The organism is Pseudomonas sp. Colony2 (assembly GCF_019382755.1).
Lineage (GTDB): Bacteria > Pseudomonadota > Gammaproteobacteria > Pseudomonadales > Pseudomonadaceae > Aquipseudomonas.
Map to the genome: position 1 here is coordinate 5,883,951 of NZ_CP080030.1, position 13,006 is coordinate 5,896,956.

The 13,006-nt window shown below is 61.8% G+C and carries 11 protein-coding genes and 1 pseudogene; 6 read left to right on the forward strand and 6 right to left on the reverse strand.

Annotation, left to right across the window (positions count from 1 at the left end; genetic code table 11):
* A pseudogene (locus JV201_RS29970) lies at positions 1-1,107 on the forward strand (hypothetical protein); the annotation flags it as partial.
* A 97-nt stretch (positions 1,108-1,204) separates the two neighbouring features.
* Positions 1,205-2,122, forward strand: a complete 918-nt coding sequence (gene metR / locus JV201_RS23780; protein WP_003216460.1) for a transcriptional regulator MetR — start codon at positions 1,205-1,207, stop codon at positions 2,120-2,122.
* A 113-nt stretch (positions 2,123-2,235) separates the two neighbouring features.
* Here the strand turns inward: metR and JV201_RS23785 are convergent, their stop codons facing one another.
* From JV201_RS23785 to JV201_RS23805, 5 genes are all read right to left on the reverse strand, one after another.
* Positions 2,236-2,646 (reverse strand): NUDIX domain-containing protein, encoded by a 411-nt coding sequence (locus JV201_RS23785; protein ID WP_102369844.1) that lies wholly within the window; start codon positions 2,644-2,646, stop codon positions 2,236-2,238.
* 48 nt (positions 2,647-2,694) lie between these two features.
* Positions 2,695-4,041, reverse strand: a complete 1,347-nt coding sequence (locus JV201_RS23790; protein WP_177027752.1) for an HD domain-containing phosphohydrolase — start codon at positions 4,039-4,041, stop codon at positions 2,695-2,697.
* A 182-nt stretch (positions 4,042-4,223) separates the two neighbouring features.
* Positions 4,224-4,496: a type B 50S ribosomal protein L31 gene (locus JV201_RS23795; protein ID WP_003216453.1), complete on the reverse strand. Its 273-nt coding sequence runs from the start codon at positions 4,494-4,496 to the stop codon at positions 4,224-4,226.
* Positions 4,497-4,596: 100 nt separating this feature from the next.
* Complete coding sequence (locus JV201_RS23800) at positions 4,597-5,922, reverse strand: APC family permease (protein ID WP_003216451.1); 1,326 nt, start codon at positions 5,920-5,922, stop codon at positions 4,597-4,599.
* Positions 5,923-6,150: 228 nt separating this feature from the next.
* Entirely contained in the window at positions 6,151-6,972 is an 822-nt protein-coding gene (locus tag JV201_RS23805; protein WP_003216449.1) for a carbon-nitrogen hydrolase family protein, read from the reverse strand.
* A 93-nt stretch (positions 6,973-7,065) separates the two neighbouring features.
* Here JV201_RS23805 and JV201_RS23810 point away from each other — a divergent pair, with 93 nt between their 5' ends.
* From JV201_RS23810 to JV201_RS23825, 4 genes are all read left to right on the forward strand, one after another.
* Positions 7,066-7,830: a LuxR C-terminal-related transcriptional regulator gene (locus JV201_RS23810; RefSeq protein ID WP_003216446.1), complete on the forward strand. Its 765-nt coding sequence runs from the start codon at positions 7,066-7,068 to the stop codon at positions 7,828-7,830.
* A gap of 130 nt (positions 7,831-7,960) precedes the next feature.
* Positions 7,961-9,580, forward strand: coding sequence for an FMN-binding glutamate synthase family protein (locus JV201_RS23815; protein WP_003216444.1), 1,620 nt, complete (start codon positions 7,961-7,963; stop codon positions 9,578-9,580).
* A 66-nt stretch (positions 9,581-9,646) separates the two neighbouring features.
* Positions 9,647-9,943 (forward strand): cupin domain-containing protein, encoded by a 297-nt coding sequence (locus tag JV201_RS23820; protein ID WP_087692795.1) that lies wholly within the window; start codon positions 9,647-9,649, stop codon positions 9,941-9,943.
* 143 nt (positions 9,944-10,086) lie between these two features.
* Complete coding sequence (locus JV201_RS23825) at positions 10,087-11,211, forward strand: OpgC family protein (RefSeq protein WP_219406108.1); 1,125 nt, start codon at positions 10,087-10,089, stop codon at positions 11,209-11,211.
* A 45-nt stretch (positions 11,212-11,256) separates the two neighbouring features.
* Here JV201_RS23825 and JV201_RS23830 read toward each other — a convergent pair whose 3' ends face one another.
* On the reverse strand, positions 11,257-12,669 hold the full coding sequence (locus JV201_RS23830) for an amino acid permease (protein ID WP_003216436.1): 1,413 nt from the start codon (positions 12,667-12,669) through the stop codon (positions 11,257-11,259).
* Between the last annotated feature and the right edge of the window lie 337 nt (positions 12,670-13,006).

Consider the following 13,006-nt stretch of genomic DNA (forward strand, 5'->3'; position numbering starts at 1 on the left):
GCCCAGGCCCGTGACAGCTATGCCAAGGTCAACCGGGCCCAGGCTTCGCATTTTGAATTGCCTAACGCCACTGCCAACATCACACAGCGGCGCAAGGTGCTGGAAGACTGCATACAGGCCTATGAACAATTCCGGCTGACCATCCGCACCTGGAACCTCGGTTACCCGCAGCATTTCGACCACGCGCAACTCAGTGCGTTTTTCGTCGACATTGACCAGATGATCGAACTCGCCCGCCGGGCCATCAAGGAGTCGCCGGCAAGCCGCCCACCGGCCGGGCAACCTGTGCGGCGGGTATTCGACACCGAGGACAATATTTCCCTGGTAGGTACCGAGATCATAGACCCGCAAACCCAGGCCACCACTTACCGGGTCGATAGCGCCAGAGGGCGGTCCGAGACCTGGATCAAGGGCCCCGGCGGCAAGTCCCGGCTCAAGGACAATGCCGCCTCGGAACCCGCGCCGCCGGAGTCCAACGTCAAGCCGTTCGTGGTGAGCGAAGCCAGGGCTCGCCTGGACAACGTCGCGCTGTACGAAAGCCGCGCCACCGCCTACACCGAGCAAAAAATGCTGCCGGTGGACCTGGAGCACCTGCTGGTCAGCGAAGCGGCCGAGTTGAACCTGCGGGCCAATCGCCTGGAACGCGTGGACCCTACCGAGGACCTCGTGCGCCAACTGCGGGCCAAGGCCATGGAGCTGACCATCAAGGGCCGCAACCTGCGAATCCGCCAGACCCTCGCCAGCAAAACCCCTACCGAAGGTTATCTGGACTACCTTCGCGAACAACGGGTGGTGGAGATTCGCAAGGGCGAACCGGCCCGCAACCTCAATGAAGGCAAGAAGGGACGAGCGGATTACCTTCAGGAATACGTGGTTGAGGACCTGACACAAACGCCGCCCGCCACCCTGTGGTATGCGCACTTTCATTACGACAAGGCCGGGGCGCAGTTCGACGAGTTCATCAAGGCCCACTTGAAGATTCCCGAGCAGCGCAACCTGGGCCTGCAATGGCAAGTCGCCCAGGCGCAAGCCGGGGCCGCGGTGGACCCTATCTGGCGCGGCAATATCGGGCGAGCGCTGGCCACCCGGCACTTTGCCGGGGTGTAAAGGCGGCGGGACTTGAGCACGACGGTCGACAGGCCTATCAACATGAGACAAACTCAACCGATCCGAATTTGTCACAAGTTATATTCATGGAGACCCCGTGCTCGAAATCCGCCATCTCAAGACCCTGCACGCCTTGCGCGAAGCCGACAGCCTGGTGGAGGCCGCTGAGCGCCTGCACCTGACGCAATCAGCACTCTCCCACCAGTTCAAGGAACTGGAAGAGCGCATGGGCATGCAGTTATTCGTGCGCAAGACCAAGCCGCTGCGCTTCACCAGCGCCGGCCTGCGCCTGCTGCAACTGGCGGACGCTACCCTGCCCTTGCTGCGCGGTGCCGAACGCGACATCGCGCGCCTGGCCGGCGGCACGGCCGGGCGTTTGCACATGGCCATCGAGTGCCACAGTTGCTTCCAGTGGTTGATGCCGACCATCGACCAGTTCCGCGATGCCTGGCCGGAAGTCGAGCTGGACCTGGCCTCCGGCTTCGCCTTCGCGCCGCTGCCGGCCCTGGCCCGTGGCGACCTGGACCTGGTGGTGACCTCGGATCCGCTGGAGCTGCCGGGCATCACCTATGTACCGCTGTTCACCTACGAAGCCATGCTCGCCGTGGCCAACCAGCACCCGCTGGCGAACAAGCCGTACATCGTGCCCGAAGACCTGATCAGCGAAACCCTGATCACCTACCCGGTGGAGCGGGATCGCCTGGACATCTTCACCCGCTTCCTGGAACCGGCGGATGTAGAACCGGCCCAGGTGCGCACCTCGGAACTGACGGTGATGATGATGCAGTTGGTGGCCAGCGGTCGCGGCGTGTGCGGCATGCCCCATTGGGCGCTGCATGAATACAGCTCCCGGGGGTATGTGAAGGCCAAGCGGCTGGGGGAGAAAGGTTTGTTTGCCACGCTGTACGCCGGGATTCGCGCCGACATGCTGGACGCGCCGTACATGCGTGATTTTCTGCTGACGGCCAAGGACACCTCGTTTTCGACCCTGGACGGCGTCAGCGCCGTTCGCTGACCTGTAGCGGATACCTGTGGCGAGGGAGCTTGCTCCCGCCGGGCTGCGCAGCAGACCCAAAAATCCTGGGGCCGCTTCGCGCCCCAGCGGGAGCAAGCTCCCTCGCCACAAGATCAGGCAGGGATCAGAGAGGCGCGATAGAACGGCAGAATCAAATCCCGGGTCAGCGGCGCAAGCTGCAAACCGCCGTCGCCCGCCGGGTCGATCCAGCACACCTCTTCAATCTCGGCAGCCGGTGTCACAGGCACGTCGATGTGCACCTGGAACAATTCGGCCTGCACCACGAACCCCGGCTCATTCGCCGCCGGCGCCGAGAACTGCCCAAGGTACACAGCCGCCGCCGGATCAACTCGCAGGCCCAGTTCTTCGTGCAGCTCACGGGCCAAAGCCTCTGCGGGTTGCTCGCCGGCATCGATCTTGCCGCCCGGCTGCATGAAGGCCTGGGTGCCGCGCTTGCGTACCAGCAGGGTCTGGCCGTCGCTGCCGATCAGCAGGGCGGCGGCGATGCGAATGGTGGAGGTCATGAGAAGGTCGCCTTGAATGCAAAGGCGCAAGGATCCCATGAACCGGTCTCACCCCGAAAGCAGTGCCTCATCCGGCTCCTTGATGAACACGCTGTACTTCGCCCCTTCCATGGCCTCGAACGCAATCAGCTTGTCCACCAGCGGCAGGTTCAACACCTTGCCGGCGTTGAGCAGCAGCATGCCGTTGTCGGCGTTGAGGTTGCGCGCCAGCACCATGCCTTCGGCCAGTTCGCGGGTGGTCAGGACCTTCACCGACGGGTCGCCCAGGGTCACGTCGCTGAGGAACGCGGCGCACGCCTGGACGAAGTCCTCGACCATGTCCGGGTCGTAAAGGCGCCCGGCGTATTTGCGGATGTAGAGCAGCGCTTCGTCGCTGTTCATCTGCCGCTCAAGGATCAAGCCGCGTTGCAATTCGATGAAGTCCACCGCCAGTTTCAACAGGCGCGAACCTACAGGTATTGCTTCGCCCTTGAGGTGGTCGGGAAAGCCGCTGCCGTCCCAGCGTTCCTGGTGATGGCGGATCAAGCGTGCCGCGTCTTTCATCGGTTCCAGGGTCATCAGCAACGATTCGCTCTGGGCCGGATACGCCCGGTACCGCTCACGGTAGGTGCTGTGCAGCAGGTCGCTGGGAGAGACCATCATGTTGTCGCTCCAACTCAACTTGCCGATGTTGTAGAGCGCGGCGGCCATGGTCAGGTCGCGATTGCTGGCCTCATCCAGGCCGCGGCCGTGGCACCAGGTGCGCACCAGCTCGATGATCTGCCGGTTGGTTTGCTTGGCTCGGGGCAAGCGCAGGTTGGCCAGCAGCGAGAACACTTCGGTGCCGGTGGCGTAGCTGTGTTTGAGTTCTTCGTAGGCCAGGTCGAGCATGTCAGCGGTTTGCTGCAGCTCGCTGGTGCGTGAGGCCACGCGTTTTTCCAGGCTGGCGTTGAGTTGCTTGAGTTCGTCGTTCTGCTGGCGGGTCAATTGCTCCAGGCGCAGGCGCTCACGCTCGGAGTGTTGATGGGCCAGGGATTGCCGCAACGCCAGCAGCAGTTCTTCGTCTTTCCAGGGTTTGCTCAGGTAGCGGTAGATCTGCCCTTCGTTGATGGCCTTGATGATCAGCGTCAGGTCGGTTTCACCGGTCAGCAGGATGCGCACGGTGTGCGGGTAATCATGGTGGATCTGCGCAAGCAGGGTGGCGCCGTCCATGTCCGGCAGGCGCGCAGCACTCATCACCAGGTCGACGGGTTGCTGCGCCAGAATCGCCAGCGCGTGAGCGGCGTCGGTGGCGCTGCATAATTCAAAGGGTTCCAGGCGCAGCAACTGCGTCAGGCGGTCCAGCACGTCCGGGTGTGCGTCAATCAACAGCACTACCGGGCGGTCGGGATTTGCGAAGGTCACTGACTCTCCCATGGGGCACCTCGTATAGCGTCGATGTGCGTGTCCTACGGTCAAGGTAACAGCCTCCTGGCCATTACCCAGCAGTTTAGTCGGTTTTTCTTTGCAGTGATGGCCTTGCGACATTACTTCGTCAGATAGGCATAAAAAAGGGCCACTTCATTGAATGAAGCAGCCCTGAGGTAACGCGCGGTGCATCACGCCTCGGCGGTTTTACCGGCCGAACCAAACGACGCAAATCGCTTGTTGAAGCCGGCGATGCGGCCTTCGGACTGGGTCTTGCGCTGTTGGCCGGTGTACACCGGGTGCGAGGCGCTGGACACGTCCAGGAGCACGTAGGGATAGGTGTTGCCGTCGCTGTGTTGTTGCGTACGGTCGGTTTCCACGGTGGAACCGATCAGGAAGAAAACGTCGGCGGCGGTGTCATGGAACAACACGGTGCGGTAGTCGGGGTGGATACCAGGTTTCATAAGGCCTCCGGGGCGTCTGGGTGAACATCAAGTGTTATACAGTAACACAAATGACGTACCCAAACGAGAACCGATTGCAATAAGAATAGACCCCGAGCTTCTATGCGGCTTCCTGGAAGTCCATTTCCGGGGGCTGCCGGGAGAAGCCCCGCGTCAGGAACCCCAGGTACACCAGGCCAATCGCCAACCAGCTCAGGCCCAGGTAAATCGCCAGGTGATCAAGGCTGACCATCAACCACAAATCCGCCACCAGGCCGATGGTCGGGAACACCAGGAACAGCACCAACTCCCGCAAACCGCGCTGCTTGGCACCGATCCAGTAGTGGAAGATCACCGACAGGTTCACCAGGCTGAAAGCCAGGAACGCACCGAAGTTGATGAACGAGGTGGAGGTGGTGACGTCCAGTCTCAACGCCAGTAACGCAACCACCGCGCACAGCAGGATGCTGTTGACCGGCGTACCGAAGCGCGCGTGCAAGGTACCGAAGAACGACTTGGGCAACACCCCGTCGCGCCCCATCGCAAACAGCAACCGCGAACCGCTGGCCTGCGCCGACAGCCCCGAGGCGAACTGGCCGACGATCAGGCCGATCAGGAAGATCGACACAAACAGGTCGCCGCCAATGTTGCGGGCAATCTCGTAGGCGGCAGAATCCACGTCGGTGAACTCGAACGATGGGTGGGCGATCTGCACGAAGTACGACACACCGACGAAGATCAGCCCGCCGATCAGGGTGATCAGCATGATCGCCCGGGGAATCGTGCGGCGCGGGTCGCGGGTTTCTTCGGTCAGGGTGCTGACCGCGTCAAAGCCCAGGAACGAATAGCAGGCGATCGCCGCACCGCTCATGATCAACGGCATTTGCATCTGGCCGTTGAAGAACGGGGTGATGGTCCACAGCGGCTTGCTCGCATCACCGCCGATGTAGTGGATGCACAGCGCGACGAAGGCGACCAGCACCAGGAACTGCACCAGCATCAGCAAGGCGTTGATGCCGTTGGCGAGTTTCAGGCCGATGATGTTGATCACACTGGTGACCCCGATAAACGCCAGTACCCAGACCCATTGCGGCACGGCCGGGAAAGCCGAATGCAGGTAGGCCGCGCCGATCAGCCAGATGGCCATGGGCAGGAACAGGTAGTCGAGCAACACCGCCCAACCGGCGATAAACCCAAGCTTGGGGCTGATGGCCTTGCGCACATAGCTGTAGGCGGACCCGGCCACCGGGAACGCCGAGGCCATGCGGCCGTAGCTCATGGCGGTGAAGAACATCGCCACCAGGGCGGCCAGGTAAGCGGCCGGGACCATGCCGGCGGTGGATTGCGCCAGGATACCGAAGGTGCCCAGGACAATGATCGGTGTCATATAGGCGATGCCAAACAGCACCACCGACCCTAACGACAGGGTGCGTTGCAAACGAGCCATGAGCGATTCTCCGCGCAATTATTAGATTTATGGCAGAACTGAAGTCGGTGCAGCGAACGCAATAATTTTTATGGTTGAAGCAGCTTTTTGGTGAAATGCAGCTTCTGTGGCGAGGGGGCTTGTCCCCCGTTGGGCTGCGAAGCGGCCCCAGAAAAAGCGGGAGCGCTTCGCACTCCAACGGGGGACAAGCCCCCTCGCCACAACAGCATCCTTGCCACGAGACCCGTGTCAGGGTTTGGGGATCAACAATTCCCGCGTCCCGTCCTCGCGCTCAATCACCTCCCCCGGCAATTTCAAGCGCTGGTCATCCAGGTAGCGATAGTCCTGTCGCGCCGCCGCCAGTTGTCCCAGGTCCAGTTCAACGCTGAACTGCCCTTCCCCGCGCCCGGCTTCAAACAGCAAGCTGCCGAACGGATCGACCAGCGCACTGCCACCGGCGAACATCAGGCCGTCGTCGCCCTCTTCCACTCGGTTGACCATCAGCGCGAACGCCTGGTTTTCCTGGGCGCGGGCCATGATCGCAGTGCGGTGGGTGGGGCCGTACGGGTCCATGTTGCCGTTGGTGACGATCAACACTTCAGCGCCCAACTGCGCCAGGGCCCGGGCGGTTTCCGGGAATTCGATGTCGTAGCAGATCAACAGGCCAACTCGCACGCCGTTCCACACGCAGGTGGCGTAGCGGTCACCCGGGGTGAAGACGCCGCGGTCCGAGGCCCACAGGTGGGTCTTGCGATAGCGCAGGGCGATGCCGTCCGGGGTGATCATCAAGGTGGTGTTATAGAATTGGCCCGCGTCGCTCTCGGCCATGCCGATCACCACGGCGATATTGCGCGCACGGGCGGCCTGGATAATCGCCTGCACGGTCGGGCCGTCCACCGGCTCGGCCACCTCGGCCACGGTGCCGGCGGTCGGGAAGCCCATCAGGTGGGTTTCCGGGAATACGACCAATTGGGTATCCGCCGCACACGCAGCAATTGCCGCCAACGCGCGCTCAAGGTTGTAAGCTGTGCCGTTATCGCGGCCTGCCAGCTGGGCAAATTCGACCTTCATGGTTATTCCTTGTTCTTTATCTGTGGCGCAGTATGCGCAGCCGCGAACACTCGGGAAATCACGCAGCCGGGTTAACCCTATGGGGGTAGATGCATGACATTGTCGCTGGAAGACATCGCCTGGCACCGTTCGGTGGGGCAGATGATAGACGCCCTGGACCAGCCGAATTTCTGGACGCAGCTGGTCCGGTTGCTGGACCAATATGTGCCGTTCGACAGTTGGGTGGTGTTGCTGTTCAGCAGCGAGCACAAACCCCTGGTGTTCGCCGAATGCCCGGGCCAGGACGGCGAACCCGACCATCTGTTCCAGGATTACCTCAACGGTTTATACCTGCTCGACCCCTTCTACATCGCCAGCCGCGAACACTCGCGCACCGGACTGTTTCGCCTGGCCGAAGTGGCCCCGGAGCATTTCGAGCTGACCGAGTATTACCAGCGCTACTTCCGGCTGAACGTGGTGGCCGATGAAATCCAGTTCAACTGCCAGCAACCGGATGGGCGAACCCTGTGCCTGTCCCTGGGCTCCAAACAGCGCTTTGACCCACAGCAGATTGCCCTGCTGTCGCTGATTCAACCGTGGGTACTGGGCTTGCTGCGCCAGCGCCTGCCCCATGAACTCAACCAGGTGAGCGCTCCGGAGCAGCCTATCCACAACGATGGCTGGGGCGCGCAACTCACCGCGCGCGAGCTGGATGTGGGCCGTTTGATGCTCAGTGGTTGCTCCAGCAAGGAAATCGCTCGTAAGCTGGAAATCTCTGTTGAAACCGTGAAAGTCCATAAAAAACACATGTACAGCAAGCTAGGGATCAAATCCCAGTCGGAGCTGTTCTCGATTTTTCTGCAGGCGCAAAACGCCTGATCGAGCCCTGTAGGAGCGAGCTTGCTCGCGAAAAACGTCAATGCACCGCGGTCATCCAGACAACCGCGCTATCGTTAACGACCTTCGCGAGCAAGCTCGCTCCTACAGGATAAAAACTAAGGAACCCTGTATGAGCCTGTCCTTGTTAAGCCGTTACGCGTTCTTTGCCGTCTGCGTCATTTTCACCCTCGCCAGCATGCCGTTTATCGAACACGAATGGCTGTGGCCGATCGCCGTGGTCACCGGCATCCTTAGCCTGATCGGCATTTTCGACCTGCTGCAAAGCCCACACGCGGTGCGCCGCAATTACCCGATCCTGGGCAATATCCGTTACCTGGTGGAAGGCATCCGTCCGGAAATCCGCCAGTACCTGCTGGAATCCGACAGCGACGCCCTGCCCTTCTCCCGGGCCCAGCGCTCGCTGGTCTATTCCCGCGCCAAGAATGAAAGTGCCGACAAACCCTTCGGCACGCTGATCGACGTGTACCAGTCGGGCTTTGAGTTTATCGGCCACTCCATGCGCCCCGCGCCGCTGAGCGACCCCAGCGCGTTTCGCGTGATCGTCGGCGGCCCGCAATGCAAGCAGCCCTACTCGGCCTCGGTGTTCAACATCTCGGCCATGAGCTTCGGTTCGCTGAGCGCCAATGCGATTCGCGCGCTCAACCAGGGGGCCAAGCTCGGCAACTTCGCCCATGACACCGGTGAAGGCAGCATCAGCCCCTATCACCGGGAAAACGGCGGCGACCTGACCTGGGAGCTCGGCAGCGGCTACTTCGGCTGCCGCACCAGCGCCGGCCTTTTCGACCCGGAACGCTTCGCCGTGCAGGCGCAGAACCCACAAGTGCGGATGATCGAAATCAAGATGAGCCAGGGCGCCAAACCGGGCCACGGCGGGATACTGCCCAAGCACAAGGTCACCCAGGAAATCGCCGACACCCGCGGCATCATGATGGGTGAGGACTGCATCTCGCCGTCGCGCCACAGCGCGTTTTCCACTCCCATCGAAATGATGCACTTCATCGCCCAGCTGCGTGAACTGTCGGGCGGCAAACCGGTGGGCTTCAAGTTCTGCCTGGGCCACCCGTGGGAATTCATGGGCATCGCCAAGGCCATGCTCGAAACCGGCATCCTCCCGGACTTTATCGTGGTGGACGGCAAGGAAGGCGGCACCGGCGCCGCGCCGGTGGAGTTCACCGACCACATCGGCGTGCCGCTGCGTGAAGGCTTGCTGTTCGTGCACAACACCCTGGTGGGCTTGAACCTGCGGGACAAGATCAAGCTCGGCGCCAGCGGCAAGATCGTCAGCGCGTTCGACATCGCCAGCGTCCTGGCCATCGGTGCCGACTGGGCCAACTCGGCGCGGGGCTTCATGTTCGCCATCGGCTGTATCCAGTCGCAAAGCTGCCACACCAACAAATGCCCCACCGGGGTGGCCACCCAGGACCCGTTGCGCCAGCGCGCACTGGTGGTGCCGGACAAGGCCCAGCGCGTGTTCAACTTCCACCGCAACACGTTGAAGGCCCTGGCCGAAATGCTCGCTGCCGCCGGTCTCGACCACCCTTCGCAACTGTCGGCCAAGCACCTGGTGCGGCGCATGTCGGCCACCGAGATCAAGTTGTTTTCGCAGCTGCATGTGTTCCTGAAACCTGGCGAATTGCTCACCGGCGAAGTGAACGGCGAGTTTTATTCGCGCATGTGGCAGATGGCACGGGCCGATAGTTTTGAGCCGAATGAAATCGCCGCGGCCTGAGCCCGCACTGAACAACCCCGCTGAACCGGACCACCGAACGGCATCGTTGAAACAAGGAGCTTCACCATGCCGTTACTCGACTTCACCGCCCTTGCCGCCCAACTGCCGGACACCTGGAAATCCAACCGCGTGGGCCAGGTCGGCCCGGCGCGGATCAAGGTGCTGCGCATGGATGCACAGGCTTATGAAGAAGAAACCCACGACTACAACGAAGGGCTGTTGGTGATCGACGGCCTTTTGCGCCTGTCTATTGGCGAGGAGGCCATCGACGTCGGCGCCGGTCAGATGTACCTGGTTGAAGCCGGCATCGCCCACGCGGTACTCGCCGGCAGCCAAGGCACGCTGGTGATCATCGACGTTTAAACAAAGCGATGAGACATTCAGCAAAAAACTCAGCTTTGCAATTGCTTACAAATACCGCCAACCTGCGCCCGCCCGACGTACGGCTCGACTGAAGCCGTCGTCCACTTGTCATTACTAAACCCCTTGTTCAAGAGCCCGCTGCCATGTTGAACGGACGCGACCCGCGCATCGATTTTTTTCGGGGCCTGGCGTTGATCTTTATTTTCTGGGATCACGTGCCCCACAACCCTCTGGGCCAGATCACCTTGCGCAACTTCGGTTTCAGCGACGCGGCGGAAGTCTTCGTGTTCCTGGCCGGTTATGCGGCCGTGCTGGCCTACGGCAAGATCCTGCAGCGCGACGGTTATCTGATCGCCTGCGTGAAGATCTGGCGGCGCACCTGGGTGCTGTACGTGGTGCACATCTTCCTGCTGGCGATGCTGATGGGCATCGTGTTCTTCGCCAACAGCCATGTGGAAACCCGCGACCTCGTTGAAGAGATGGGCCTGACGCACTTCGTCACTCATCCCCAGCAAGCCCTGGTGGATGAACTGTTGCTGCGCTTCAAACCCAACCTGATGGACCCGTTGCCGCTGTACATCGTGCTGCTGGGTTGCCTGCCGCTGGTGTTGCCGTTGCTGTTGCGCAAGACCTGGGCGGTGGTGGCTGTTTCGCTGGCGGTGTACTTGCTGGCGCCGCACCTGGGCTGGAACCTGGCGGCGATTGCCGACGGCGTGTGGTACTTCAACCCGGTGACCTGGCAGTTGCTGTTTGTGCTGGGCGGCGCGGCGGCGATTCATGCCGGGCAACCCCGCCCTGTCGAGACTCGGCGCCTGTTGCGTCAGCCATTGTTCGTCGCTGCGGCGGTGTATGCGCTAGTGGCGGGGGTTCTCACGCTCTCGTGGCGCTGGCCGGAAATCCACGACGCGCTGATGCCGTCGGCGCTCAGTGACCTGCTGTACCCCATCAGCAAGACCGACCTGTCGCCCGTGCGTTTGCTGCACTTCCTGGCCCTGGCCTATGTCACCGCCAAGCTGCTGCCTGGCCGCGAATGGACGCAGAACTGGCTGGCCCGACAAACCTGCCGTATGGGGCGCTACTCCCTGGAAGTGTTCTGCCTGGGGGTGCTGCTGGCGCCACTGGCAGACATGATCAATGCGGTCACCGGCGATGCCTTCGCCATGCAGATTTTCACCGCACTGGTAGGCGCCGGGTTGATGGCGTTGCTGGGGGCCTGGCTGGACTTGAACAAGCGGCTCACGCAACCGGCGCGCGTTGCCACCGCCTGAAAAACAAAAAGCCCCGTAAGGGGCTTTTTGTTGAGCGCAGGAAACTCAGCTCGCGGTGCGTGCCGCCGCTTGAGTCGGCTGCAACTTGAACACGTAGAACAACACCGTCAGCAGCACCAGGAACACCGGCCCCACGTAGAGCGCCACACGGGTGTCCGGGAAGTACGCCATCAGGCCCACCACCAGCACCAGGAACGCCAAGGCCAGGTAGGAGCTGACCGGGTACAGCCACATGCGGTATTTAAGGCCGTCACGTTCGGCCTGGGTCAGGCTCTTGCGGAACTTGAGCTGGGCCAGGAGGATCATCAGCCAGGTCCAGATCGCGCCGAAGGTAGCGATGGAAGTGACCCAGACGAAGACTTTTTCCGGGACCATGTAGTTGAGCAGCACGCCCAGCAACAGCACGAAGATCGACAGCAGCAGCGCCTTGCGCGGCACGCCGTTGCTTGAGGTGGTACCGAACGTGGCCGGGGCCTGGCCGTTCTGCGCCAGGCTGTAGAGCATGCGCCCGGTGCTGAAGATACCGCCGTTGCACGACGACAACGCCGCGGTGATCACCACGAAGTTGATGATGCCGGCGGCGGTCTTGATACCCAGGCGCTCGAAGGTCATCACGAACGGGCTGCCCTGGGTGCCGATTTCGTTCCACGGGTAGATCGACAGGATCACGAACAACGCACCGACGTAGAACAGCAGAATGCGCCAGAACACCGAGCCGATGGCACTCGGGATGGTCTTCTGCGGGTTCTTCGCTTCACCGGCGGTGAGGCCGATCATCTCCACGCCCAGGTAGGCGAACATCACCATCTGCAGGGACATCAACACACCCTGCACGCCATTGGGCATAAAGCCGCCGTGGGTCCACAGGTTGGAAATGCCCAGGGCCACGCCATCGTTGCCAAAGCCGAACGCGATGATGCCGACGCCGCCGATCACCATGGCGATGATGGTGACGATCTTGATCAGCGCGAACCAGAACTCGAACTCACCGAAGGCCTTGACCGCGATCAGGTTGATGGTGCCCATGCTGATCAGTGCTGCCAGGGCCCAGATCCAGCGGGGTGTATCGGGGAACCACACGCCCATGTACACGGCGACGGCCGTGATTTCTGCCACGCAGGTCACCAGCCACAGGAACCAATAGTTCCAGCCGGTGAGAAAGCCCGCCAGCGGGCCGAGGTAATCCTGGGCGTAGCGGCTGAACGAACCGGCCACCGGGTTGTGCACGGCCATCTCGCCGAGGGCGCGCATGATCACCAGGATCGCCAGGCCGCCGATGATGTACGACAGCATGATCGCCGGGCCGGCCATTTCAATGGCCTTGGCCGAGCCTAGGAACAGGCCGACGCCGATGCATGCACCGAGGGCCATCAGGCGAATATGCCGTTCGCCGAGTTCGCGTTTCAGCGGACCGCCCTGAGCGGTCTCGCCGTGGGGCAGATGATTGCCAGCTGGCATAGGGATACAACCTCGTCTTGTTATTGGATATGAGCCACCGAGTCCGGGGCGTCATGGCGGGTCTGCCATGGCGTACCGTTGCCGGATCACCTTTTGGGTAAAACGGTCTGGCCGGGCCAGATCAGCGGGGGTGCAGTATAAAAAGCTAAACCCAGGGGTTTTCACTCTATAAACGGCAAGATTCAGCGGGAACTCTCGGTAAAGGCGCCTTTTTCGGAGGAGCATCACCTGGTTAGCGTAGGAATCATCGCCACCAAACGGCGGCGAGTATTGCACGGTAATGGTGCAGCGTCATGCCCCTACCTTTGGCGGATTTACCGGTGGGGGAGGCTCTAGC

Coding starts and splice junctions, on each gene's coding strand:
- JV201_RS23825 (WP_219406108.1), top strand. CDS start 10,087: ATGTTGAACGGACGCGACCCGCGCATCGATTTTTTTCGGGGCCTGGCG.
- JV201_RS23785 (WP_102369844.1), bottom strand. CDS start 2,646: ATGACCTCCACCATTCGCATCGCCGCCGCCCTGCTGATCGGCAGCGAC.
- JV201_RS23815 (WP_003216444.1), top strand. CDS start 7,961: ATGAGCCTGTCCTTGTTAAGCCGTTACGCGTTCTTTGCCGTCTGCGTC.
- JV201_RS23795 (WP_003216453.1), bottom strand. CDS start 4,496: ATGAAACCTGGTATCCACCCCGACTACCGCACCGTGTTGTTCCATGAC.
- JV201_RS23805 (WP_003216449.1), bottom strand. CDS start 6,972: ATGAAGGTCGAATTTGCCCAGCTGGCAGGCCGCGATAACGGCACAGCT.
- JV201_RS23810 (WP_003216446.1), top strand. CDS start 7,066: ATGACATTGTCGCTGGAAGACATCGCCTGGCACCGTTCGGTGGGGCAG.
- JV201_RS23830 (WP_003216436.1), bottom strand. CDS start 12,669: ATGCCAGCTGGCAATCATCTGCCCCACGGCGAGACCGCTCAGGGCGGT.
- JV201_RS23800 (WP_003216451.1), bottom strand. CDS start 5,922: ATGGCTCGTTTGCAACGCACCCTGTCGTTAGGGTCGGTGGTGCTGTTT.
- JV201_RS23820 (WP_087692795.1), top strand. CDS start 9,647: ATGCCGTTACTCGACTTCACCGCCCTTGCCGCCCAACTGCCGGACACC.
- JV201_RS23790 (WP_177027752.1), bottom strand. CDS start 4,041: ATGGGAGAGTCAGTGACCTTCGCAAATCCCGACCGCCCGGTAGTGCTG.